We start from the raw sequence: 24,454 nt of genomic DNA on the forward strand, positions 1-24,454 counted from the left end.
CGAGCGGAAGAAACGGGAGGGGAGTCGGCTCGGCTCCCCTTTTTTTTGCGTCTAGCGCCCCTCGTCGGCCAGCTCGCGCAGCCGGTCCATGTCGAGGATGGTGATCTCCCGGCCCCGGATCTCGATCAGCCCTTCGTCGGTGAACCGCTTGAAGATGCGCGACAGGGTCTCCTGGATGGTCCCGAGATACAGGGCGATCTGGCCCTTGGGCAGGTCCAGGCGGAAGGTGTCGGAGTCGGTGGACGAGCGCAGGAGCAGGAGGTGGGCGGCCACCCGGGCCGGGGTCTCCTTGAGGCTCAGATCGTCGATCTTGTTGACCAGGATGCGCAGCCGCTGGGAGAGCATGGCCATCATCCGCATGGCCAGGTCCGGGTCGTCGCGCAGGATGTCGCGGAACCCGCTGCGCGGGAAGAACAGGGCCTCGCACGGCTCCACGGCCTCGCACTGGGCCGGGAAGGTTCCGCCTTCGAAGACCGGCACCTCGCCCACGGCCTCACCCGGGCCGAACACGTGCAGGATCTGCTCCTTGCCCGCCGGAGAGGTCCGGAAGACCTTGACCCGCCCGGAGACCGGCGAATAGAACCCGTCGGCCGGGACGTCGGCCAGGAACAGGGTCTCGCCCTTGTCGTAGCGTTTGACCACGGCGAGGTCGGCCAGTTTGGCCAACTGGTCATCGGGCAGTCCCCGGAAAAACGTCACGTCCCGCACGGCGGCCAGTTTGTCCATCCTCTCAATTCTCCCTGTTTTTTTCCGCGTTGCGCATAATTTGATCTAAGTCATGGCCGAGATCAAAAGGATTGTCCATAGTAGGGCCATGGAAAACGGAACCCTGAAGCCATACCCCCTGATCCTGCCCGTCACGGCCCTGCTCCTGCTCGGAGCCCACGGCCTGCGGCAGGGCGACTTCGGACTGGCCGCCTCCCTGGCGGCCCTGGCCGGGCTGCTGCTCACCCGGCGGGCCTGGGTGCGTCCCGTGGCCGTGGCCGCGCTGCTGTGGGGCGGGGTCGTCTGGGCGCGGGCCACGGTGGACTTCATCGCCTTCCGCCAGGCCTTCGAGCTGCCGTGGATGCGGCTGGCCTGGATCATGGGCGGGGTCATCGTCCTGGACGGCCTGGCCATGATGAGCCTGCTTGGCCGGGGGCTCGACGGTTGGTTCGGCCGCGACAGGACGTGGGCCCGGCCCCGTGCGGCCATATTCCTGCTCACCGTCTTCGGCCTGGCCATGGCCCGGAGCCACGTGCAATTCCCCATCCTGCTGGCGGACCGCTACCTTCCCGGCTGGGGCTGGCTCGAAATCTTCCTGCTCGGCTGCTACGCCCAGTGGATCGGCTCGCTGATGCGCACCCCCAGGGGGCACCGGACGGTCCGTCCGCGCATCTGGGGGCTGTTCTCGGCCGTGTTCTTCCTGCAGCTGGCCCTGGGCCTGCTGGGCATGGACCGCATGCTCATGACCGGCACCCTGCACCTCCCGGTCCCGGCCCTGATCGCCGCCGGTCCGGTCTTTCGCGGGGGCGGGTACTTCATGCTCGTCCTGTTCGGCGTGACCCTTGTCCTGGTCGGTCCGGCATGGTGCAGCCACCTGTGCTATATCGGAGCCTGGGACGACGCCATGAGCCGCCTCGGCCCGCGTCCGGCCCCGTCCGCGCGGCTGCGCACCCTGAGCCTGTGGGGCCGGGGAGGGACCCTGGTCCTGGCTGTGGGCAGTGCTCTGATTTTACGCGTCCTCGGCGTGCCGGGCGCGAGCGCCGTGCTCTTCGGGGCCGCCTTCGGACTCGTGGGCGTGGGCGTGATGGTTTTCGCCTCGCGCAGGCGGGGCATGATGGTCCACTGCACCACCTATTGCCCCATGGGGTTGGTGGGGAACCTTTTCGGGCGCATCTCGCCCTGGCGCGTGCGCATCGGCGCGGACTGCACCGGGTGCGGGGCGTGCTTCACCCGCTGCCGGTACAACGCCCTGGACGAGGAGAGGGTGGCCCTGGGCCGCCCGGCCCTGTCCTGCACCCTGTGCGGCGACTGCGTATCGGCCTGCGCACATAAGCAGATAGGCTATGTTTTTCCCGGTCTTTCCCGTGAAACCGCCCGGACCGCGTTCATCGTCCTGGCGGTCGGTCTCCACGCCGTGTTTCTCGGCGTGGCCAGAATTTAGAATTATACGAAAAAAGAGAGGATAGAGAAATGGTACACCAGCGCAAGATGATCACCATCAACGAGGAACTGTGCAACGGCTGCGGCCAGTGCGTGCCCGCCTGCGCCGAAGGGGCCCTGGCCATCGTCGACGGCAAGGCCAGGCTGGTCAAGGAAATCTACTGCGACGGCCTGGGCGCGTGCTTGGGCGACTGCCCCACGGGCGCGCTCAAGGTGGTGGTCCGCGAGGCCGCCGACTTCGATCCCGAGGCCGTGACCGAACACCTCAAGGCCCAGGGCCGCGAAGTCCCGGACCACATGCCCGATCCCGAGTCCCTGCGCCTGAATGCGCCGAAGCCCCCGGCGGGCGGCTGCCCCGGCGCGGCCCTCAAGACCATGACCCCGTGCGGCCAGGCCAACATCCCCACGGCCCAGACAGGCGGTTCGGCCTTGTCCCACTGGCCCGTGCAGCTGCGCCTGGTGCCGCCCAACGCCCCGTTCCTGAAGAACGCGGACCTGCTCCTGACCGCGGACTGCGTGCCCGTGGCCATGCCGACCTATCACGGCGAGTACGTCCCGAACCGGGTGGTCCTCATGGGCTGCCCCAAGTTCGACAACCAGATGGAGTACGTGGAGAAGCTGGCCGGGATCATTGCGGAAAACGATCTCAAGTCCATCACCGTCATGGAGATGGAGGTGCCGTGCTGCTCGTCCATGAGCGCCATCCTGAACGAGGCGGTCAAGCGCGCGGGCAAGGCCGTGCCCACCGAGCGGGTGACCGTGAGCCGCACCGGCGCCGTGTTGCGGACCGTGACCCTGGAATTCGATATTTAAGGAGTGCCCTATGAAGAAGATTGAGTTGTTCGAAGCCCATGGGTTCAAGGATTTGACCTTCTCGAACTATCTGGTACACGAGTCCGAGTTCATGAAGGTGATCAATTTCAACTTCAAGGCCGGGCAGAAGCTGCCCGTGCACTCCCATGACCTGGAAGGGGAGTTGACCTTGACCATCCTTGAGGGCGAGGGCGAGTTTCTGGGCGCGGACGGCGCGGCCATGCCCGCCCGTCCCGGCGACGTGCTGGTCTCCGAGATCGCCGAACCCCACGGCGTCAGGGCCATCACCGACATGCGGGTCCTCGTAACCATAGCCCCCCCGATCTGATATGGACATTAAAGAATACATCGACACGCTTCCCCTGAAGGCCGTCCGGCCCCGCGCCGACGGCACGTACACCGTGGTTCCGCGCATGCACGGCGGAATACTGGACGCCGGACAGCTGGCCTCCATCGCCAAGGTGGTGCGGGACAACGGCCTGCCCCAGGTGCGCATCACCGCCGGGCAGCAGCTGCTCATCGACAACGTGCCCGAGGACAGGCTCGAGGCCGTGATCGAGGCCCTGGGCGCGGTGGGCGCGGCATACCGGCACAAGGCGCTGGGCTGCCTCGGGACCGCCGGGTGCAAGCTGGGCCAGCAGGACTCCCAGTCCGCGGCCATCCGGCTGTCCGAGCTGCTCGAGACCTTCACCATGCTGACCAAGGTCAAGGCGGGCGTCTCGGGCTGCTCCATGTGCTGTTCCGAGTCCATGGTCCGCGACGTGGGCCTCATCGGCCGCAAGCACGGATGGACCGTCGTTTTCGGCGGCAACGCGGGCAAGCGGGTCCGCCAGGGCGACGTGCTGGCCGAGGATGTCTCCGAGGACGAGGCCTTCGCCATTCTGGGCCGGGTGCTTGCATTCTACGCGGAGAATGGCAAAAAGAAGGAGCGGACCGCCCGGTTCGTGGAACGGGTCGGCCTCGACGCGGTCAAGAAAGCCGCGTTCAACGAGCTCTGACCACAGGACAAAGGAGGTTTGCCATGGCGGATGAGACCCCCAAGGGCGCGATCCTGCAACGTGACAAGAAGACCTACGCCATAGTGCCCAGGACCCCGGTGGGGCTGGTCACTCCGGATGTGCTCGAGGCCATCGCCCGGGTGGGGCGCAAGTTCGAGATCCCGATCATCAAGATCACTTCCGGCCAGCGCATCGCCCTGGTCGGGCTCGAAAAGGAGCAGGTGGACCAGGTCTGGGACGACCTCAAGATGGACATCGGTCCGGCTGTGGGGTTGTGCGTGCACTACGTGCAGGCCTGTCCCGGCACCTCGGTGTGCAAGTTCGGCGTGCGCGACTCCCTGGGGCTCGGCCTGGAGCTGGAGGAGATGTTCGTGGGCGCGGAACTGCCCGCCAAGCTCAAGGTCGGCGTGTCCGGCTGCCCCATGTGCTGCGCCGAGAGCTACGTGCGCGACGTGGGCCTCATCGGCAAGCCCAAGGGCTGGACCATGGTGGTCGGCGGCAACGCCTCGGGCAAGCCGCGCATCGCCGACGAGGTGGCCGAAAACTTGAGCCGTGAGGAAGCCGTGGAGCTGGTTCGCCGGTTCCTGGACTACTACCGCGAGAACGGCGGCAAGCGTATGCGCTCGGCCCGGATGCTCCAGAAGGTCGGCATCGACGCGGTCAAGGCGGCCATTCTCTGATCCCCCGAATCATGACGAAAGGGCGGGCGGCTGCGGAATATCGCGGCCGCCCGCAGTTTGGTAACGGTTGGATATCATTGAGCCGATCAGGTCGTTGCGGTGTTGCGCTAGCGTAAAAACATGGGTAGAGATAAACTGATTTCCACTCAATGAAGGAGCGTCATTTGCGGGTCATCATCATAGGCGCCGGTGAGGTCGGCTACCACCTCGCCCAGCGGCTGGCGGTGGAGAACAAGGAAGTCGTGGTCGTGGACACCAGCGACGAGGCCCTGCGCAAGATCGCGGAGAGCTCCGACGTCCAGACCATCAAGGGATCGGGGTCCAGCCCCAGGATTCTCGAAGAGGCGGGCATCGCCGAGGCCGACATCTTCCTGGCCGTGACCGACTCCGACGAGATCAATCTCATCAGCTGCTACTACGCCAACATGCTCAGCGAGGGCGTGACCAAACTCGCCCGCATCCGTAGCGAAATGTATACGGATTACAGCCAGCTGCTCACCGAGCGCGGGGCCAACATCACCAAGATCATCAATCCCGACGAGGAGGTGGTCAACTCGGTGCTGCGGCTCATGAGCGTGCCCGGCGCGGTGGAGATCAACGAATTCGCGGGCGGCAAGATACGGCTCATCGGCATCCACCTGCCGGACCGCAGCCCGATCATGGGCAGCCAGCTCATCCATCTGCGCGACAAGATCGGCGACGACCTGGGGCTGGTCATCGCGGCCATCGTGCGCAACGACAAACTGATCATCCCCAGCGGCCTGGACGTGCTGAAGCCGGGCGACCTGGTCTATTTCGTCTGCGACATCCGCGACCAGGAGGAGATCATGGCCCGCCTGGGCGTGGCCGACGACCCGGTGCGCAAGGTCCTGATCATCGGCGGCGGCAACATCGGTTTCCGTCTGGCCAAGGCCCTGGACAACAAGTACTACCACACCCGGTTGCTGGAGAACCGCCAGAGGCGCTGCGAGTACCTGTCCGAACACCTGGACCGGCCCATCGTGCTCATGGGCGACTCCACGGACCAGGAGATCCTGCGCGAGGAGAACATCCAGGACATGGACATGGTCATCGCCGTGACCGGCGACGAGGAGACCAACATCCTGTCCTGCCTGCTTGCCAAGTCGCTCGGGGCCCGGCGCACGGTGACGCGCGTCAACAATTTCGGGTACATGCCGCTCATCGAGCCCATCGGCATCGACTACGTGGTCTGTCCCAGGCTGTCGGCCATCAATTCCCTGCTGCACTACATCCGGCGGGGCAAGATCATCTCCTCGGTGTCCATCAAGGGCGAGGAGGCCGAGGCGCTCGAGGCCGTGGCCCAGGAGGATTCCCCCATCGTGGGCAAGGCGGTCAAGGACCTCGGGTTCCCCCGGGGGAGCCTGGTCCTCTGCTTCCAGCGCGGCGACGAGGTCGTCATCCCGCGCGGCGACTCCGTGGTCCGGCCCAACGACCGGCTGATCATCATCTCCACCCGCCAGAACATCTCCAAGGTCGAGCGGGTCCTGACCACCAAGGTGGAGCTTTTCTAGATGCGCTGGCGCTACGTCCTGCACGTCATCGGGGCGTTGGTGGCCTGCGTCGGCCTGACCATGGTCCTGCCCCTGGGCTGGGGCCTCTATTACCGCGACGGCACGGCCACGCCCCTGGCCCTGTCCATGGCCATCACCGTCCTGATGGGCGGGACCGCCTTTTTGCTCTTCCGCGACCGCTCGCACAAGGCCTCGATCATGACCCACCGCGAGGGCATGGCCATCGTGGCCCTCGGCTGGTTCGCGGCAGGGGCCTTCGGCGGCCTGCCGTTCTGGCTGGGCGGCACCTTCGGGTCCGTGGTGGACTGCGTGTTCGAGTCCCTGTCCGGGTTCAGCACCACCGGGTCGTCCGTGCTGGCCGACATCGAGGCCGTGCCGCGCGGGCTGCTCTTCTGGCGCAGCCTGACCCACTGGCTGGGCGGCATGGGCATCATCGTCCTGTCCCTGGCCATCCTGCCGTTTCTGGGCGTGGGCGGCATGCAGCTCTACAAGGCCGAGGTGCCGGGGCCGTCCCCGGACAAGCTCAAGCCGCGCATCAAGGACACGGCCATGACCCTGTGGAAGGTCTATGTCCTGTTCAGCGCGCTTGAAACCGTGTTGCTCATGTTCGGGGGCATGGACCTGTTCGACGCCCTGTGCCACACCTTCGGGACCATGGCCACGGGCGGGTTCTCCACCAGAAACGCCTCGGTGGCCGGGTTCAATTCCGCGTACATCGACTACGTCATCACCGTGTTCATGCTCATCGCGGGCGTGAATTTCTCCCTGCACTACCTGGCCCTCAAGTGGAAGCCGTCAGCCATGCTCAAGGACCCGGAATTCCGGGTCTTCGCGGGCATGGTCCTGGTCTTCGTGGTCATCCTGACCATCACCGTCCTCGTCTCCGGGAACTACGACAACCCGGCCGACGCGGTGCGCTACACCTCGTTCCAGGTGGCCTCCATCCTGACCACCACCGGGTTCGCCACGGCCGACTACGAGCTGTGGCCCGGCCTGGCCCAGGCCATCCTGCTGTTCTGCATGTTCGTGGGCGGGTGCGCCGGGTCCACGGGCGGCGGCATGAAGGTCATGCGCATCATGCTGCTCTTCAAGCAGTCCTACCAGGAGCTTTTCCGGCTCATCCACCCGCGCTCGGTAAGCCACGTCAAGATGGGCCGCACCGTGGTCAAGGACGACGTCATCAGCGGCGTCTGGGGCTTCGCCTTCCTGTGGGTGGGGCTGCTCGTCCTGGCCGCCTTCGTGGTCGCGGCCACCGGCGTGGACGTGGTCACCTCCTTTGCCGCGTCGCTGGCCTGCATCGGCAACATCGGCCCCGGCATCGGCGGGGTGGGGCCCACAGACAACTTCGCCTGGATGCCGGACGCGGCCAAGTGGGTCCTGACCTTCTGCATGGTTCTGGGACGGCTGGAAATCTACACCGTCATCATCCTCTTCGTGCCCGAGTTCTGGCGCAAATAGCCCGGCGGGAAGCCGCCGTTTCCGCAAAAATTGCGCTGTTTAAAGTCTAGATATTTTCTAGACTTTCTCCAGATACGTTGTCCCGCAAGGTTTTTTGGGCGACGCGAAGGAAGATGGACTGTGCCGCCAGCGATCAGGCCCTTTGGCCGGGACGGGAGCCTGTCGTTGGTGGTAGGGCGGCTGCAATCGGGTAAAACAACCGGGAAAAAGGGCGGTTGCGGGCAGGTTAATGGTGGTGTGCGATTGCCTCGCCTTGGTATTTCAGCGTCAAAAAAAACCGCGCCGTCCGAAGGGACGGCGCGGGTCGTTCTTGCTGTCTGCGAGGGCTTTGCGCGGCCTAGTCGATACGGTAGTGGCAGCCCTTGGTTTCCTTGTTGCGCAGGGCGGCTACTGTGATGATGTAGGCCGTCTGCGAGCCGTGGAAGAGGTCGATGATGGACTTGCTCAGCGCGGTTTCGCGGTAGAAGTCCTGGAGGTTCTTGGTCAGCTTGCGCAGGTCCACGAAGGCGCGGTTCAGGCGGTTGCTCGACCGGGACACGCCCACGTAGTTCCACATGGTGTTGCGGATGTTGGCCCAGTCCTGGGAGATGAGCGCCGGGTCCTCGTCGCGGATGCCGTGGGGCACCCAGTCCGGGATGGAGTCCATGAGCTTCCGGGACAGGCCCGAGGAGCGGTTCAGGCGCATGGCCATGTCGTGGCCTGCGGAATGGCCCCAGAGCATGCCTTCCAGCAGCGAGGTGCTGGCCAGGCGGTTCGCGCCGTGCACGCCCGTGCAGCTGCATTCCCCGGCCGCGTAGAGTTGATCCAAGGTGGTCCGGGAGCGGCTGTCCACCAGGATGCCGCCGCAGAAGTAGTGCGCGGCCGGGACCACGGGGACCGGGTCCGTGGCCATGTTCAGGCCCATCTTGCGGCACTGGCCGGAGATGGTCGGGAACCGGGTGTCCACGTTCTGCTTGATCCCGGAACAGTCCAGGTACACGCAGTCATCGTCCGTGTTGAGCATCTCGTCCATGATGGCCCGGGTGACGATGTCGCGTGGCGCCAGGTCGGCGCGGGGGTCGTGGCGGGGCATGAACCGCTCGCCGCGGGAGTTGACCAGGACCGCGCCCTCGCCGCGCACGGCCTCGGAGACCAGGAAGCGGCGCTCGCCGCGCTTGGTGCCGCCGTACAGGGCCGTGGGGTGGAACTGCACGTATTCGCAGTTCATCAGCCGGGTGCCCGCGCGATGGGCCATGGCCAGGCCGGAGCCGATGGAGCCGCTGGTGTTGGTGGTGTGCAGGTATATCTGCCCGATGCCGCCGGTGGCCAGCATGGTGAACTTGGACAAGATGGTCTCCACCTTGCCCACCTGGTCGTTGTAGACGTAGGCTCCCACGCACTCGTTGGACAGGTTGTATTTGAAGTCCAGGTGCCGGGCGTGGTGTTGGGTGGTCAGCAGGTCGATGGCCGTGCGCTGGGTCAGCACGCGGATGTTCGGGTGCTTCTCCACGGCCTCGGCCAGCACATCCATGATGTTCTTGCCCGTGTGGTCGTCGCAGTACAGGATGCGCGGCAGGGTGTGGCCGCCCTCGCGGGTCAGGTACCAGTCGCCCGGTTTGCGTTGGTTGAAGGGAATCTTGTATTTCTCGAGGAAGAGTTCCTTCAGCACTTCCGGTCCCTTGCGGGCGATATGACGCACGGCGCGGGCGTAGTTGTGCTTCCAGCCCGCAGTCATGATGTCCTTTTCCAGAATCTTGGGATCGTCCTGCTCATTGCGGTAGACGATGCCCCCCTGGGCAAGGGATGTATTGCCGGTTTTCAGGTCGGCCCCGGCGGTGATGAGGATGACGTCGCGCCCCTGGTCGGCCAGGGTGAGGGCGGCTACGGAACCGGCGATGCCGGAACCAATGATTAACGCGTCTGATTGCAAACGAAAGTGATTCATGGCCAATGGTGTAGCACCATGTCCGTCTAGGAGCAAACGGCGAGCATGCGCTCCAGGGCCAGCTTGGCGGGCTCCTTCACGGCGTTGCTCACCGTGACGGGCGCGGCGGTGTCGAGGGTTTCAAGGGTGTGTGCGAGGTTTTTCAAGGTGGTCTTGCCCATGTCCTCGCACAGGGCGGTGAGCAGGGGCTTGATGGTCTTGCAGCCCGCGTATTCGGCGGCCAGCCGCTTGACCAGGTTTTCCTCGGTGCCGATGTACACGGTGGACCCGGCGGGGGCCTCCTGCGCGTACTTGATGAGGAAGGTGGTGGAGCCGTTGCCGTCGGCCTCGCGCACGATGGCCGGGTCGCATTCGGGATGGACCACGATCTTGGCCTCGGGCTCCAGTTTGCGGATGCGGCGAACGGCGTCCAGGGTGAATTCCACGTGGATGGGGCAGAATCCGGGCCAGAGGATGAGCTTCTTGCCCTTGGCCGCGTCCGGGTTGACGGCCAGGGCCGGGTCGCCGTGGATGACGTCGCGGGGCAGGAGCAGCCGCTCCTCCTCGGGGATGCCGAGCACGTCGGCGGTATTGTTGCCCAGGTGCTGGTCGGGCAAAAACAGCACGGCGTCCCCCTGGGACAGCGCCCATTCGAGCATGACCTTGGCGTTGGCCGAGGTGCATACCGAGCCGCCGTGTTCGCCGACCACGCCCTTCACGGCCGCGGACGAGTTGACGTAGGTCAGGGGGACAATCTTGCGCCCGCCTTCCTCCAGGATGGCCAGGGTCTTGCGCACACGGCCCGCTTCGGCCATGTCGGCCATGGGGCAGGTGGCGGTGGCGTCCGGGATGTGGATTTTCTGGCCGGGCCGACTCAGGATCGCGGCGGACTCGGCCATGAAATATACCCCGCAGAAGACCACGTGTTCGGCCGTCAGGCCGCTGATCTTGCGGGCCAGCTCCAGGGAGTCGCCGCGGATGTCCGTGCAGTCGATGACCGCGTCGGACTGGTAGTGATGGCCGAGAATGGCCAGGGAGTCGCCCCGTTCGTCCTTGATCCGAAAGATGGTTTCCTTGGCGTTTTCCACAGTGTTCCTCTTTATCGCAACGGCACGAATTGCATGCTGAAATCGGAGCTGGGCGCGGAGTGGGTCAGCTTGCCCACGGAGATGAAGTCCGGCCCGATCCCGGCAATGTCGCGGATGGTTTCCAGGGAGACGTTGCCGCTGATTTCCGTCTCGATGGTGTCGGGGACCATGGACAGGGCGGTCTTGGCGGTCTCCGCGTCCATATTGTCGAGCATGATCCTCTTTATGTCGCACTTGCACGCCTCTTCGACCTCTTCGAGCGTCCGGCATTCCACCTCGATGGGCGGACAGGGCGAGTGGACGGTCTGGAGCTGGCGCACGGCCTCGGTGATGGACCCGGCCCGGTCGATGTGGTTGTCCTTGAGCATGAGCATGTCGGACAGGGTCAGGCGGTGGTTCTTGCCGCCCCCGGCCAGGACCGCGTATTTCTCGGGGAAGCGCAGGCCGGGCAAGGTCTTGCGCGTGTCGAGCAGGGTGGTCTTGGTGCCCTTGAGGGCCTGAACGTACTGCGCGGTCAGGTTGGCGATGCCGGACAGGTGGCAGAGAAAGTTGAGCATGACCCGTTCGGCCTTGAGCAGCTGGCTGGCCGGGCCCTGGATGGCGGCGACCATGGTGCCTTCGGACACGGTCTCGCCGTCGTCCACGTTGAGGTGCACCTGGCACTCCTGGCCGCCGAACTCGAGCACGAGCGGGATGATCGGCAGTCCGGCCACGACGGTCCGCTGCTTGGCCACGATCATGGCCTGGGCCATGTCGGAATCGGTGAACAGCCCCTGGCTTGTCAGGTCCGAGCCGTCCTCGGCCAGGGCTATGCGGATGGTGGCCAGCAGGAACATCCTGGCTTCGGCCTGGAAAAATTCGTCGAAAAGATTGTTGGGCATGGTTTCTTCCATATATTTTCAGAGTAATCTAGGCAAGTAAGGCACGGACGTTCTTTCGTCAAGGGGCGTACCGGTTGATGAAATATTTCACATTAATATCACGTTGTCCAAGTTCGATCTCTTTGACCTGGAGCTCGATTTGGGCTAGGTATCCAGCCCATGAGCGTGAAAGAGGAATACACCCCTCGTCCCGAGGAGGAACTGGACGGCATGGCGGCCGTGGACTTCGAATCGCAGCATCCGGCGGATGCCGCCGAGACGATCGAAGGACTGGATATTGCCGACCAGGTCAAGTTCATCAAACAGCTGCCCATCAAGGACGCTGCCGAGTCCATCGCGGAGATGGACGACCTCGACCAGAAAGCGCTCATCAGCAGCCTGAACCGCGGCCTGGCCGCCCGCATCGTCGAGGAGATGGCCCCGGACGACGCCACCGACCTCCTGGACGGCCTGAGCGACGACCTGCAGAAGGCCCTGCTCAGCCGCGTGGGGGCCGAGGATCGCGCGGAGCTCAAGACGCTGCTGACCTTCGACCCGGACACCGCTGGCGGCGTCATGAACACCGAGGTGGTCATCCTCGACCAGGACCTGTCCGCCGACGAGGCCGTGGCCAAGATCCGCGAGGAGGTCGAGGACAAGGAAATCCCGTACTACGCCTACCTGGTGGACAAGAAGGACCGGCTGGTGGGCGTGCTCTCCCTGCGGGATTTGCTGCTGGCCCGGCGCGGCGCGCAGCTCAAGGACCTGGTCAAGACCCAGAACCTCATCTCCGTCGGCTACAACGTGGACAAGGAAGAGGTGGCCCACCTCATCGCCCACTACAATTTTCTGGCCCTGCCCGTGGTCGATTTCGGTAACCGGCTGCTCGGCGTGGTCACGGTCGACGACGTCATCGACATCATCCATGAAGAGGCCAGCGAGGACATGCAGGCCATGGTCGGCGCGGGCGCGGACGAGACCACGGATTCGCCGTGGCTCTATTCCGTGCGCATGCGTCTGCCCTGGCTGATCCTCAACGTCGTCTTTTCGGCCATCTCGGCCTGGGTGGTCCATCTTTTTGAAGGCAACATCACGCAGATGGCGGTGTTGGCCGTGCTCATGCCCGTTGTCGCCAACCAGGCGGGCAACACCGGGCAGCAGGCCCTGGCGGTCATGATCCGCCAGCTGGCCATGGAGCGTTTCGACCGCAAGCGGGCCTGGATAGCCGTGGTCCGCGAGTTGCGCGTCGGGTTCATGAACGGGGTGATCATCTCGGGCCTGGTCTTCTGCGTGGTCTTTGCGGCCACCCACAAGATCCTTCTCGCCTCGGTCATGGCCTCGGCCCTGTGGCTGGACATGCTCCTCGGCGCACTGGCGGGATCATCCATTCCGTTGCTGCTCAAGGAACTGGGGCGCGACCCGGCCCAGGCCTCGAGCATCTTCCTGACGACCATCACGGACTCCATGGGCTTCCTCATCCTGCTCGGCCTGGCCGGGCTGGTCCTGCTCCACTGATAACAGGCCCCGTTCCAGCTTGCCGGTGCGGGGCCTTCCCTTATTCGCTTCATCCTGCTGGAGGTTTGCGTGCAGAGGTTCGTTTGGATGCTGGTGATCCCCTTGTGTCTCGTCGGAGCGGCCCGGGCCCAGGAAACTCGGCCTGAGTATTCCGTCGGCGTGAGTCGGTTCTCGGTGGCCTATGCCCCCACGGACAACGATATCCTCGGGGTGGTCTGGTATCCGACCGACGAAAAGCCGTCAGAAATCATGTGGGGCCCATTCCGGCTGCGGGTGGCCAGGGACTCCAGGGTCATTCCCGGCAAACATCCCCTGGCCGTCATCTCCCACGGTTCCGGCGGCAGCCACATGGCCCACCGGGACACGGCAATGTACCTGGCCGAACGCGGATATGTGGTCGTCTCTCTTCTGCACCCGAGGAATAATTACAAGGATGACGCGGATGGGCGGAGCCGGGCCAATTGGATCAACCGTCCGCGCCACGTTTCCGTCGTGCTGGACTGGCTGCTGAACCAATCGGAGTATGCTCCTTTCATTGATGCGAAACGAATCGGAGTCATCGGCCATTCCGCCGGCGGGCACACGGCCCTGGCTCTGGCCGGGGGCATCCCCGACCTGGGGGCCATCGGGCGGTATTGTGCGGAGCATCGCGAAGACGTGGCCTTCTGCGGTCCCGGAGGCGGTATTCTGTCGCGGCTGGGGCGGTTGTTCGCCGATGCCGGGCAGAACCGTGCAAAGGCCGGCGAACTGCGGGACGGCAGGGTGCGGGCCGTGGTCCTGCTGGCCCCTCTGGGGGTGATCTTCGACGGCGCGGACGCGCTTGCCGGGGTCACGGTGCCGGTGCTGCTTTTCCGGGCCGGGAAGGACGATGTCCTGCGGTACCCGTACAATGCGGAGTTTATCAGGAAAAAACTGCCGTTCCCGCCACAGTACGTCGTCGTCCCCGACGCTGGGCATTTTTCCTTTATCGCCCCGTTTCCCGAGGACCGGAAGGCGGCGGTCGGCGCTCCGGCCAGTGATCCCGAGGGCTTTGACCGGGTTCGGTTTCACGAGCGGATGAACGAGGCCATTGCGATGTTTCTCGACGAGTCCCTGACCCAGGACAGGTAGCGGCAGGGCTGGCGTAGACGCGGAAAAGGCCGCCCCGGATATCCGGGGCGGCCTTTTCCGTTGGCGATTCGTCGGGCCTAGTCCAGGCCGAGGGAGGCCAGCAGGTCGTCGACGTCGTTCTGGTTGGTCCCTTCGGTCGGCCCATGGAGTTTCGAGGTGGCCTCGCTCCGGGCTTCCTTGGACAGGGCCTCGAAATCCTTTTCCGGCTCGACCTCGCGCTGGCGGATCATCAGGCCGGTGGAGAGCATGACCTCGCGGACGATCTGTTCGATCTGACGGATGGAATTGATGATCTTCTTGATCCGCTGTCCGGTCAGGTCCTGGAAGCTCAGGGAGACCATGATGTTGGACAGGTCGGTGCCCAGCGTGTTGTTGATGTCCTTGAGCCTTTCCCGGTCTTCCTTGGTCACGCCGCCGGATTCGAACCCCTTGACGATGGTGGACACGGACCCCTGGAGATCCTGGAGCTTCTCGACGATGTCGATGATCTCCACAGCGGCCTTTTCCGTGGTCTTGAGCACGGCGTCCAACTGGTCCGAGGTCTCGGAGAAGAGCTCCTCGGGGTCGATGTCGGCGGTGATGCACTTGATCTCGGTGCCGCCCCGGGCCGCCTTGACTTCCTGGTAGATCTTCTTGAGCCCGCCCTGCAGGTCCTCGTTGACCCTGCGATAGAACTCGCCTTCCATCAGCGCCTTGGTGAGGTTTCGGGCGATCTCTTTTTCGACGGCGGCCGCGATGGTTCCCTTGAGGGTGTCCACGAGCTCGTCGGAGACCTTGTCCATCAGTTCCCTTACCAATTCTTCATTGCTGGTCATGCGTGTTCTCCGGGAGGGGCTACATTTTGGAATTGCGGATCTGTTCCCGCTGTTCCTTGAAGACGAATTGCACGATGGCCTCCATGTCCGATCCGCGCAGGTCCACGAATTCGAAACGGTACAGGCCCGTGTCCGGTTCCTGGTCGAGAATGCGCCCCTTGCTGCCCGCAAGGCGCAGGGGAGTCTGGCTGAGGTAGATGATCAGTTCCAGGGCGTCGCCGGGCTGGAACGTCCTTGCGGAGCGGAATTTCACCCCGGCGGCGGATATCTCCATGACCTCCAGGGGCAGGGAGAAGTCGACCTTGAAGGTGTCCTGGCCGAGCATGGAGATGATCTGGTCAAGCTTGCGGTCCATTTCCACGAGAAAACCGGTCACTTCCTCGGGCAGCTTGCTCTTGTGGACGAAGTCCTCGCGGGTGATCGGCTGGGGCATGGCGTCGCCGGTGAAGAGCTGGGCGGAGTCCAGGGACTCCATGACCCTGGCCTGGGCCTTCAGCCTGACCTGTATCCGCGAAAACGAACGTTTCTCTTCACTCATGGGATCCCCCTGGAGTTTAGGGCCTGCCGTTTTCATCCAGGTCGAGCGTCATGCACTTGACCGGGCAGACGCGGGTGCACATGCCGCAGGCCGAACACTTGTCCACGTCGAAGACTATCTTGAGGGTTTCGCGGTCCAGGCGCAGGGCGTCCGTGGGGCACATGGCCGTGCACACGCCGCAGTGGACACAGGACTCTTCGTCGCGGAAGATCTTGTGCGCCACCGGGGTGATGCGCACGCCGTTTTCCTTGAGGTAGCCGATGCCCTTGTGGAACTCGTCCTCCCGGCCCGAGACCTCGAGGGTCATGGTTCCTTCGTGGCGCGGGGAGATGTCCGCCTTGAGGATGTTGAAGCTCAGGTTGAACTTGCGCAGCAGATTGCAGACCACGGGCCTGCCGGAGACCTCCGGCGGGAAGGAGAGGTAGACGATTTTCCTGAAACCATTCTTGACTTCGTTCATGGGACTGTCCTGAATGCCTCTATGGCACGTGCGGCGCGGCGGCCGCAATTATTTCATTTTGTCCAAGGACCGCTTGGCCTGGGTGGCCTCCACGGACTTGGGGAATTTCTTGATGATTTCCTCGAAGCGCATCTTGGCCAGCTCGGGCTTGCCCAGGTGTTCCCAGGAGTAGCCGGAACGGAGCAGGGCGGCCTTGTACTTGGAGCTCTTCTGGTACTTCTCGATGACGTCCTCGTAGAGGATGACGGCCCGGGCGTAGTCCTTGAGCATGTAGTAGCACTGGCCCTGCCAGAACACGGCGCTGGGCGTGAAGGCGTGGCCCTTGAAGGTGTCGGTGAACTCGGCCCAGTAGGACCGGGCGCGCTCGTAGTTGCCTTCCTTGTACAGGGCGTAGGCCTTGTCGTAGAGGGCCTTGGCCGGGTCGGTGTCCGTCTGGGCGGCCTGGTCGGCGGTTGCCGCGGCCGGGGCGCCGACAGTGACGTTCTTGGCCGGGGCCTGCGCGGCGGCCGCGCCTTCCTCGGGCGCGTCGGCCGGAGCTGTGGCAGCGGTGGCCGGGGCGGCCGTCGTGCCGGTCGCAACGGCGTCGTTCCCCTTGTTGATCTTGGGGAGGTCCACCTGGAGCTCGTTGACCATGGCGAATTCCACTTCGGACAGCCGCTTGGACAGTTCCTGCACGGTCACGGAGGAGTCGGCCGCGCCCACCTGGCGATCCAGGCGGATGTTCAGGGTGTCCACCTCGCCGCGCATCTTGGCGATGTCGGCGCGCAGGGACTGGATCTCGGCCCACATGTCGGCGGATCGTTCACGCAGGGGATTGTTGGATTTTTCGATTTCCGCCTTGAGCTGCTGCTTGGATTCGGCCAGTTCGGCCTCCAGCTGGCGGATGCGGTTGAGGTCCTGCTGCCGGTCCGACTGCATGGCCTCCACATCGGTTCGGGTGGCGCAGCCGGCCAGGGCCGACATGCTCAGGAGTATCAAAAGAATAGCGAAAAGACTGACATTTTTCATCTTCATTGTAAGCTCCCTCTTTTTCTGCCGAGGAAAAGATACGTCAGAGCGCCGAGAATGGGAATAAAAATGCAGATCTGCATCCACAGGCTCTTTTCCGTCGGGGATTCGAAGTTCCGCTTCCAGACGTCCAGGATGGACCAGGCGCTGAAACCAAAACAGACGCCCACGGCAGCCAGCACGATGGCCCACTGCGTTGGGGTCAGGGCCGAGAAGTCTGCGAACATGTCACGTTCTCCTTAATAGGGCTTAAGCCCTTCGGGTGTCCTTGCGGTTGAGTAGCGTGGACACGATGATACAGCCCGCGCCTACCGTCAAAGCGCTGTCGGCCACGTTGAACGCGGGCCAGTGGTAGCTGCCCGCGTAGAAATCCAGGAAGTCGATGACCGAGCCGAGCCAGACGCGGTCGATGGCGTTGCCCACGGCTCCGCCCGCGATCATGCCGAGCCCGGCGATCATCCAGCGGTCCCCGTCCCGGGTCAGCCGGATCATGTAGGTGATGATCGCGACGGCGGCCAGGGAGATGAGGATGAACAGGGGGCGCTGCCAGTCGATGTTGTTGTCGTCCAGGAACCCCCAGGCCGCGCCCTTGTTCAGGACGTGGACCAGATTGAACAGGCCGGGAATGATCTCCCGGCCGGTCCACGGTTGCATGAGATTGTGCACCATCAGCTTGGTGGCCTGGTCGAGCGCCACCGTGCCCGCCGCCCAGAGTGCTGCCAGCTTGTACCGGTTCATGGGCGTCCTAGGTGAGGGTCTTCAGCACGGCGGTGCAGCGCGGGCAGGCGTCGGGGTAGTCCGGGGCGGTGCCCAGATCCTCGACGATGCGCCAGCACCGTTCGCACTTCTCGCCGGGCGCGGCGGCCACGGCCACCTTGAGGTCGGCCAGGTCCTCGCCGACGTAGGCGTCCGCCGGGGCGTTCTCCGGCTCGTCCAGGACCAGCTTGGAGATGATGAAGAACTCGCGCGGGTCGATGTCCTCGGTGGAGACCAACTCGCGGATGTCCTTGTCGGCGTACAGGGTTACCTGGGCGTCCAGGGACTTGCCGATGACCCGGTCCTTGCGCTTGGGCTCGATGGCCTTGTTGACCTCGGAGCGGACCAGGGCCAGCTTCTCCCAACGGGCGCGCTCCGCGTCGGACAGTTCGGGCCGCTCGGGCTTGAAGCGCAGGGCGAAGACCGTCTTGTTCTGGGGCAGGGCGTTTTTGATGGCCTCGGGCAGGTCCTGGAAGGCCTCCTCGGCGGTGAAGGACAGGACCGGGGCCATGTCCTCCAGGAGCATGAGCAGGATCTGCCAGAGCACGGTCTGGGCCGAACGGCGCTTGATACCGTCCTCTTCCTCCACGTACAGGCGGTCCTTGATGATATCGAGGTAGAAGGCGGACAGGTCGACCACACAGAGGTTGTGCAGGGTGTGGTAGACCTTGTGGAACTCGAATTTGCGGTAGGCCGTGCGGATGGCGTCGTGCTGGCGCACTACCATGTCGAGCGCGTAGCGGTCCAGCGGCGACATGTCGGCCACGGCCACCTTGTGCGCGGGGTCGAAGTCGTTCAGGTTCGACAAGAGGTAGCGGCAGGTGTTGCGGATGCGGCGGTAGGCGTCCACCAGACGGTTCAGGGTCTCGTCCGAGATGCGGATGTCCTCCTGGTAGTTGGAGGCGGAGACCCACATGCGCAGGATTTCCGCGCCGAACTTGTCGATGATCTCCTGGGGCGCCAGGACGTTGCCGATGGACTTGGACATCTTGCGCCCTTCGGCGTCGACCACGTAGCCGTGGGTCAGGACGGTCTTGTAGGGCGGCACGTCGCGGGTACCCACCGAGGCCAGCAGGGAGGAGTGGAACCAGCCGCGATGCTGGTCCGAGCCCTCCAGGTACAGGTCGGACGGGAAGCGGGTCTCCTTGCGCTGCTCCACCACGGCGGCGTAGCTGGTGCCGGAGTCGAACCAGACGTCCAGGATGTCGGTCTCGCGCTTCCAGTGGGTGCCGCCGCATTTGGGGCAGGTCAGCCCCTTGGGCACGATCTCCTCGAGCGGGGCCTCGAACCAGTAGTCGCAGCCGGTCTCGTGTTTCGCGTACCTGTCGCAGATATCGTAGACCCACTGGGCGTCGAACCAGGTCTCGTCGCAGTCCTCGCAGATCAGCGCGGAGATGGGCACGCCCCAGTTGCGCTGGCGGGAGATGCACCAGTCGGGCCGGTTCTCAACCATGGAGTAGATGCGCTCCTCGCCCCAGGACGGGACCCACTGGACCTCGTTGCGGATGGCGTTCAGGGCGCGCTTGCGCAGGTCGTTCTCGTCCATGCCGATGAACCACTGGGTGGTGGCCCGGAAGATGACCGGCTGCTTGCAGCGCCAGCAGTGCGGGTAGGAGTGCGAGATATTCTCCGAGGCCATCAGGTTGCCCACCTCAGTCAGCTTTTCGATGACCTTGGGGTTGGCCTCCCAGACGTTCAGTCCGGCGAAGAATTCGACCTCGGGCAGGAACTGGCCCCGGTCGTTCATGGGCGAGTAGATTTCCAGCCCGTAGCGCAGGCCGGTCTCGAAGTCCTCACGGCCGTGGCCCGGGGCGGTGTGGACGCAGCCCGTGCCGGTGTCGAAGGTCACGTAGTCGGCCAGGACCACCGGGGACTCGCGGTCGTAGATGGGGTGCTTGGCCTTCATGCCCTCGATCTCTGCGCCCCGGAAGGTGGACAGGGTCTCGTAGGATTCCCAGCCGAACTTGGCGGCGCAGGATTCGAGCAGGGCCTCGGCCAGGACGTAGTAGGCGTCGCCGACCTTGACCAGCACGTAGTCGAAGTCCGGGTGCACGGCCACGGCCATGTTGTCCGGGATGGTCCACGGGGTGGTCGTCCAGATGAGGATGTACAGTTTGGAGACGTCGATGTCCGCGATCTTCTTGAAATTCTCGTCGGCCATGGGGAAGCGGACGTAGATGGACGGGGAGGTGTGGTCCTCGTATTCCACTTCGGCCTCGGCCAAGGCGGTGCGGCAGTCGCAGCACCAGTAGATGGGCTTCTTGCCCCGGACCACGCCGTCGCGCTCCATGAACCGGCCGAGCTCGCGGGCGGTGGCCGCCTCGTACTCGGGCTTCATGGTCATGTACGGGTCGTCCCAGACGCCGAACACGCCCAGCCGCTTGAACTCGCTGCGCTGGGTATCCAGCCATTTGGCGGCGTAGGAACGGCAGATCTTGCGGATGGTCAGGGTGTCCAGTTCCTTGTTCTTCTTCTTCAGCTCCTGCTCGACCTTGTGTTCGATGGGCAGGCCGTGGCAGTCCCAGCCGGGCACGTATTCGGCCTTCTGGCCCTGGATGTTCCGGGCCTTGACGATGATGTCCTTGAGGATCTTGTTCAGGGCCGTGCCCATGTGGATGTGGCCGTTGGCGTAGGGAGGACCGTCGTGCAGCACGTACCTGTCTTCGGCGTCTCCGGCCGCGACCATTTCGTCATAGGCCTTGATTTCCTCCCAGAACTTGAGCATTTCAGGCTCGCGTTGCTTGAGGTTGGCCTTCATGGGAAACGTGGTCTTGGGCAGGAGCAAGGTGTTCTTGTAATCGCTCATGGGTTTTCAAGTCCTCCGGGAACCGTATATTTCTTTAGATGAAAGTGTCCACTTTTTGAGACGGCGTAGATTGGTATAAGCCGGGCCGGAAGTCAAGTATTGCACGGGCGGCGCGGGGACTTGCACAATGTTTACACGGCTTGCGAAACGTGCTTTTGTTACAGGTGGACGACAAGGTCCGGACCATAAAAAACAAGAATCAGGAGATACGATGGGAGTACATAAACGCGAACGCGAGGCCGACGAGTCGAAGGGCCAATATGTCAAGAAAAGCTCGGCGATCATGCTGGCCGTCATGGGGGTCCTGCTTGGGGCATTCATCGGCAACGCCGTGACCATGCTCTACGTGGGACAGCGGGAGCAGCGGGTGAACGTGTCCGCCCAGGCCACCCCCACCGAGTCCCCGGTGCCGCATTCGGCCGACCCCGAGGCTCTGGCCAGCATGGAGAACGCCGCGGCCGCCGACCCGACCAACGCGGACCTATGGATACAGCTCGGCAATTTCTGCTTTGACCACAACCTGCCCGCCCGGGCGGTCAACGCCTACGAGCGGGCCCTGGAGCTCAAGCCCAATGAGGTCAACGTCTGGTCCGACCTGGGGGTCATGTACCGGCGCACCAAGCAGTTCGAAAAGGCCGTGGGCGCCTTCGGCCACGCCGCCGCCCTGGACAAGACCCACATCACGTCCAGGTTCAACATGGGCATCGTCTACCTCCACGATCTGAACGATCCGGCGTCCGCCGCCAAGGCCTGGAAAGAGGTCCTGGCCATCAACCCAGAGGCCAAGTCGCCCACGGGCCAGCCCGTTGTCGACATGGTTCGAGAGCTGGGAAAATAGTTAAAGTTCGACATGAAGAAAAGGGGGGCATGGTTATCCATGCCTCCCTTTTTATTTGAATTATTCCTAAATGATTCAGGAAGGATCAGATGCCTGCACCGTCCTCGAAGGATTGTTCCAGGGCCCTGGTCTGGACAATCTGCGCCCCGGCCGGGACGTCGCGCACGATCCAGACGTTGCCGCCGATGACCGCTTCCCGGCCGATGGTGATCCGGCCCAGGATGGTCGCCCCGGCGTAGATGATCACGTCGTCCTCCACGATGGGGTGGCGGGGCAGCCCCTTGATGAGCATCTCGTCCTCGCCCTTGGGGAAGCTCTTGGCCCCCAGGGTCACGCCCTGGTACACGCGTACGTTGTCGCCGATGATGCAGGTCTCGCCGATGACCGTGCCCGTACCGTGGTCGATGAAGAAGGACCGGCCGATGGTCGCGCCCGGGTGGATGTCGATGCCCGTGTCCGAGTGGGCCATCTCGCCGATGATCCGGGGGATGATGTCCACGCCGAGCTTGTACAGCTCGTGGGCGATGCGGTGGTTGGTCAGAGCCCGGATGGACGGGTAGCAGAAGATGGTCTCCCCGTGGGTCTTGGCCGCCGGGTCGCCGATGTAGGCCGCCTCCACGTCGGTCAGCAGGTACTCCCTGATCTCGGGCAGTTTGGTGATGAATTTCTTGGCTATGCTCTTGGCCCGCTGCTCGCAGTCGTTGCACCGCTCGGTGGTGGTGGCGTCGCAGACGAAGCAGTAGCCCCGGTTGATCTGGTCCGCGAGCTTGCGTTCCAGCTGGTCCAGGGTGGAGCCGATGTAGTAGGGCATGGTGTCCGGGGTGATCTCGGACGGCCCGAAATAACCGGGAAACAGGACGCAGCGCAGGTCCTCGACGATCCCGCGCAGGATGTCCACCGAGGGCATGGGCGCCTCGCCCGCCCTGCGGTGCGAGCCCTTGTCTCCGGACTCCACGAGGAGCGCGACCACATCCGCCAATGTGTAGTCTTCACTGGTCATGGAATCTCCTCTAGCTGAAGAGCGGGGTGCTCAGGTACCTTTCGCCGGTGTCGCAGACGATGAAGACGATCATCTTGCCCGCGTTTTCCTCGCGCCGGGCCAGTTCCAGGGCCGCCGCGCAGTTGGCGCCGGACGAGATGCCGCAGAGTATGCCTTCCTCGCGCATGAGCCGCTTGGCCGTCTCCACCGCGTCGTCGTTCTTGATGCGGATGATTTCGTCGACGACGTCCGTGTTCAGGATGTCGGGCACGAAGCCCGCGCCGATGCCCTGGATGGCGTGGGGGCCGGGCTCGCCGCCGGACAGGACCGGGGAGGCGTCGGGCTCGACGGCCACGGCCCGGACTCCGGGTTTTCGGGCCTTGAGGGCCTCGGCCACGCCGGTCAGGGTGCCGCCGGTGCCCACGCCGGCCACGAAGATGTCCACCTTGCCGTCCGTGTCCTCCCAGATCTCCGGGCCCGTGGTCTTGCGATGGGCATCGGGGTTGGCCGGGTTCTCGAACTGCATGGGCATGAAGGCGTTGTCCGTCTCTTCGACGATCTTCCTGGCCCGCGCGATGGCCCCTTTCATGCCCTCGGCGGCCGGGGTCAGGACCAGTTCCGCGCCCAGCCCGTGGAGCAGCTTGCGGCGTTCCATGGACATGGATTCGGGCATGGTCAGGATCAGGCGCATGCCCTTGACCGCGCAGATGAAGGCCAGGCCGATGCCGGTGTTGCCGGAGGTCGGCTCCACCAGGACCGTGTTTTCGTCAATGGTTCCGTCCGCAAGGGCGGTCTCGACCATGTTCGCACCGATGCGGTCCTTGACCGATCCGCACGGATTGTAGAATTCGAGTTTGGCCACCACTTCGGCCTTGAGTCCGTCCGCGAGGCTGTTCAGGCGGACCAAGGGCGTCCGGCCGATGAGATCCGTCATGCTGTCGGCTATTCTCATGATTACTCCGAAAAGCTTTTGGTGCAGGCCGGGGCCTGCTTTTCCGCCAAAAACGGCGAGAGTTTGCGCAGGTTCTCGATGATGGGCGGCAGGGTCTCGACGACGAAGTCGATCTCCTTCTCGGTGTTAAACCGACTCAAGGAGAAGCGGATGGACCCGTGAGCGAAGGTGAAGGGCACGCCCATGGCGCGGAGCACGTGGGACGGTTCCAGGCTGCCCGAGGTGCAGGCCGAGCCGGAGCTGGCCGCGATGCCCACCTGGTCCATCATCAGCAGGATGGCCTCGCCCTCCACGTAGCCGAAGGAGATGTTCGAGGTGTTGGGCAGACGGTGTTCCGGGTCGCCGTTGAGCTTGGTGTCCGGGACCGCCGCGAGCAGCCCCTTTTCGAGCTTGTCGCGCAGCCGTTTCACTTCGGTGTTTTCCTCGGCCATGTGCTCGCGGGCCAGTTCGCAGGCCCTGCCCAGGGCGATGATGCCCGTGGTGTTCTCGGTGCCCGCGCGGCGGCTGCGTTCCTGGTGCCCGCCGATGAGGAAGGGGCGGAAGGGTAGGCGCTTGCGCACGAACAGGGCGCCCACGCCCTTGGGGGCGTGCAGCTTGTGCCCGGACAGGGAGAGCATGTCCACCGGGACCTTGGACAGGTCGATGTCCACCTTGCCCACGGCCTGGACCGCGTCGGTGTGGAAGAAGACGTCGCGCTCCTTGGCGATCCGGGCCATCTCTTCGATGGGGTAGATGTTGCCGGTCTCGTTGTTGGCCCACATGACCGAGACGATGGCCGTGTCCGGGCGCAGGGCGGCCTTGTATTCCTCGATATCCAGGCGGCCGTACTCGTCGGTGCCGAGGTAGGTGACCTCGTAGCCGTCCTTCTTCTCAAGGTATTTGCACAGGCTCAGGATGGCCGGGTGCTCCACGGCGGTGGTGACGATGTGCCGCCGGTCGGGCCGGGCGTTCAACGCCGAGCGGATGGCCGTGTTGTCGGACTCGGAACCGCAGGAGGTGAAGATGATCTCCTCGGGTTCGCAGCCGAGCAGACCGGCCACCGAGGCGCGGGCTTCCTTCAGCTTGACGCCCACCTGGCCGCCGAAGCGGTGCATGGACGAGGGGTTGCCGTAGAGTTCGGTGAAATAGGGCTTCATGGCCTCGAACACGGCCGGGTCCACCTGGGTGGTGGCGTTGTTGTCCAGATAGATGGTCTGCATG

Annotated in this window: 24 protein-coding genes; 10 read left to right on the top strand and 14 right to left on the bottom strand. The window is 64.3% G+C overall.

Translation table 11 applies throughout. The features are described from left to right. Positions 1-51 precede the first annotated feature (51 nt). On the bottom strand, positions 52-726 hold the full coding sequence (locus AB6M95_RS01935; RefSeq protein ID WP_371385044.1) for a Crp/Fnr family transcriptional regulator: 675 nt from the start codon (positions 724-726) through the stop codon (positions 52-54). An 88-nt stretch (positions 727-814) separates the two neighbouring features. On the opposite strand from AB6M95_RS01935, the gene AB6M95_RS01940 reads away from it, so the two are divergent. The 7 genes from AB6M95_RS01940 to AB6M95_RS01970 all read left to right on the top strand — a co-directional run bounded on the left by AB6M95_RS01940 (position 815) and on the right by AB6M95_RS01970 (position 7,626). After that, entirely contained in the window at positions 815-2,146 is a 1,332-nt protein-coding gene (locus AB6M95_RS01940) for a 4Fe-4S binding protein (protein ID WP_371385132.1), read from the top strand. A 29-nt stretch (positions 2,147-2,175) separates the two neighbouring features. Further along, positions 2,176-2,958, top strand: coding sequence for an ATP-binding protein (locus AB6M95_RS01945; RefSeq protein ID WP_371385045.1), 783 nt, complete (start codon positions 2,176-2,178; stop codon positions 2,956-2,958). 10 nt (positions 2,959-2,968) lie between these two features. Beyond that, positions 2,969-3,286, top strand: coding sequence for a cupin domain-containing protein (locus tag AB6M95_RS01950; RefSeq protein ID WP_371385046.1), 318 nt, complete (start codon positions 2,969-2,971; stop codon positions 3,284-3,286). A gap of 1 nt (position 3,287) precedes the next feature. Continuing rightward, on the top strand, positions 3,288-3,956 hold the full coding sequence (locus tag AB6M95_RS01955; protein WP_371385047.1) for a ferredoxin-like domain-containing protein: 669 nt from the start codon (positions 3,288-3,290) through the stop codon (positions 3,954-3,956). A gap of 23 nt (positions 3,957-3,979) precedes the next feature. Next, positions 3,980-4,636, top strand: coding sequence for a ferredoxin-like domain-containing protein (locus AB6M95_RS01960; RefSeq protein WP_371385048.1), 657 nt, complete (start codon positions 3,980-3,982; stop codon positions 4,634-4,636). Positions 4,637-4,800: 164 nt separating this feature from the next. Then, positions 4,801-6,168 carry a Trk system potassium transporter TrkA gene (gene trkA / locus AB6M95_RS01965; RefSeq protein ID WP_371385049.1) on the top strand — a complete coding sequence of 456 codons (1,368 nt, stop codon included), beginning with the start codon at positions 4,801-4,803 and terminating at the stop codon, positions 6,166-6,168. Continuing rightward, entirely contained in the window at positions 6,169-7,626 is a 1,458-nt protein-coding gene (locus tag AB6M95_RS01970; RefSeq protein WP_371385050.1) for a TrkH family potassium uptake protein, read from the top strand. A gap of 337 nt (positions 7,627-7,963) precedes the next feature. On the opposite strand, the gene nadB is transcribed toward AB6M95_RS01970, so the two are convergent. Genes nadB through nadC form a run of 3 tightly spaced genes read right to left on the bottom strand, consistent with a single transcriptional unit; the run spans position 7,964 to position 11,498 of the window. Continuing rightward, positions 7,964-9,550 carry an L-aspartate oxidase gene (nadB, locus tag AB6M95_RS01975; RefSeq protein ID WP_371385051.1) on the bottom strand — a complete coding sequence of 529 codons (1,587 nt, stop codon included), beginning with the start codon at positions 9,548-9,550 and terminating at the stop codon, positions 7,964-7,966. A 26-nt stretch (positions 9,551-9,576) separates the two neighbouring features. Next, entirely contained in the window at positions 9,577-10,617 is a 1,041-nt protein-coding gene (gene nadA / locus AB6M95_RS01980; RefSeq protein ID WP_371385052.1) for a quinolinate synthase NadA, read from the bottom strand. An 11-nt stretch (positions 10,618-10,628) separates the two neighbouring features. Then, entirely contained in the window at positions 10,629-11,498 is an 870-nt protein-coding gene (gene nadC / locus AB6M95_RS01985) for a carboxylating nicotinate-nucleotide diphosphorylase (RefSeq protein ID WP_371385053.1), read from the bottom strand. Positions 11,499-11,657: 159 nt separating this feature from the next. Here nadC and mgtE point away from each other — a divergent pair, with 159 nt between their 5' ends. Beyond that, the gene (mgtE, locus tag AB6M95_RS01990) at positions 11,658-12,992 is read left to right on the top strand and encodes a magnesium transporter (RefSeq protein WP_371385054.1); all 1,335 of its coding nucleotides are present in this window, start codon (positions 11,658-11,660) and stop codon (positions 12,990-12,992) included. Between the two features lie 69 nt (positions 12,993-13,061). Beyond that, positions 13,062-14,102, top strand: a complete 1,041-nt coding sequence (locus AB6M95_RS01995; protein ID WP_371385055.1) for an alpha/beta hydrolase family protein — start codon at positions 13,062-13,064, stop codon at positions 14,100-14,102. A gap of 77 nt (positions 14,103-14,179) precedes the next feature. On the opposite strand, the gene AB6M95_RS02000 is transcribed toward AB6M95_RS01995, so the two are convergent. The 7 genes from AB6M95_RS02000 to ileS are packed head-to-tail and all read right to left on the bottom strand — an operon-like array spanning position 14,180 to position 20,485. Continuing rightward, entirely contained in the window at positions 14,180-14,917 is a 738-nt protein-coding gene (locus AB6M95_RS02000; protein ID WP_371385056.1) for a protein phosphatase CheZ, read from the bottom strand. A gap of 19 nt (positions 14,918-14,936) precedes the next feature. Continuing rightward, positions 14,937-15,455 (bottom strand): PilZ domain-containing protein, encoded by a 519-nt coding sequence (locus AB6M95_RS02005; RefSeq protein WP_371385057.1) that lies wholly within the window; start codon positions 15,453-15,455, stop codon positions 14,937-14,939. A gap of 16 nt (positions 15,456-15,471) precedes the next feature. After that, the gene (locus AB6M95_RS02010) at positions 15,472-15,915 is read right to left on the bottom strand and encodes an NIL domain-containing protein (RefSeq protein WP_371385058.1); all 444 of its coding nucleotides are present in this window, start codon (positions 15,913-15,915) and stop codon (positions 15,472-15,474) included. A gap of 48 nt (positions 15,916-15,963) precedes the next feature. After that, the gene (locus AB6M95_RS02015; RefSeq protein WP_371385059.1) at positions 15,964-16,929 is read right to left on the bottom strand and encodes a tetratricopeptide repeat protein; all 966 of its coding nucleotides are present in this window, start codon (positions 16,927-16,929) and stop codon (positions 15,964-15,966) included. After that, complete coding sequence (locus AB6M95_RS02020) at positions 16,926-17,150, bottom strand: PLD nuclease N-terminal domain-containing protein (protein ID WP_371385060.1); 225 nt, start codon at positions 17,148-17,150, stop codon at positions 16,926-16,928. The genes AB6M95_RS02015 and AB6M95_RS02020 overlap by 4 nt, the downstream gene beginning before the upstream one ends. A gap of 22 nt (positions 17,151-17,172) precedes the next feature. Beyond that, positions 17,173-17,661 carry a signal peptidase II gene (gene lspA / locus AB6M95_RS02025; RefSeq protein WP_371385061.1) on the bottom strand — a complete coding sequence of 163 codons (489 nt, stop codon included), beginning with the start codon at positions 17,659-17,661 and terminating at the stop codon, positions 17,173-17,175. Between the two features lie 7 nt (positions 17,662-17,668). Further along, positions 17,669-20,485, bottom strand: a complete 2,817-nt coding sequence (ileS, locus tag AB6M95_RS02030) for an isoleucine--tRNA ligase (RefSeq protein ID WP_371385062.1) — start codon at positions 20,483-20,485, stop codon at positions 17,669-17,671. A 211-nt stretch (positions 20,486-20,696) separates the two neighbouring features. Here ileS and AB6M95_RS02035 point away from each other — a divergent pair, with 211 nt between their 5' ends. Further along, positions 20,697-21,323, top strand: a complete 627-nt coding sequence (locus tag AB6M95_RS02035) for a tetratricopeptide repeat protein (RefSeq protein ID WP_371385063.1) — start codon at positions 20,697-20,699, stop codon at positions 21,321-21,323. A gap of 85 nt (positions 21,324-21,408) precedes the next feature. On the opposite strand, the gene epsC is transcribed toward AB6M95_RS02035, so the two are convergent. From epsC to nifS, 3 genes are read right to left on the bottom strand one after another with little or no spacing between them, the layout of a single operon-like run. Further along, entirely contained in the window at positions 21,409-22,323 is a 915-nt protein-coding gene (gene epsC / locus AB6M95_RS02040) for a serine O-acetyltransferase EpsC (protein ID WP_371385064.1), read from the bottom strand. Between the two features lie 10 nt (positions 22,324-22,333). Further along, entirely contained in the window at positions 22,334-23,254 is a 921-nt protein-coding gene (cysK, locus tag AB6M95_RS02045; RefSeq protein WP_371385065.1) for a cysteine synthase A, read from the bottom strand. A gap of 2 nt (positions 23,255-23,256) precedes the next feature. After that, complete coding sequence (gene nifS, locus AB6M95_RS02050) at positions 23,257-24,453, bottom strand: cysteine desulfurase NifS (RefSeq protein WP_371385066.1); 1,197 nt, start codon at positions 24,451-24,453, stop codon at positions 23,257-23,259. Position 24,454 lies beyond the last annotated feature (1 nt).

This window comes from Pseudodesulfovibrio karagichevae (genome assembly GCF_041414475.1).
In the GTDB taxonomy this organism is placed as follows: domain Bacteria; phylum Desulfobacterota; class Desulfovibrionia; order Desulfovibrionales; family Desulfovibrionaceae; genus Pseudodesulfovibrio; species Pseudodesulfovibrio karagichevae.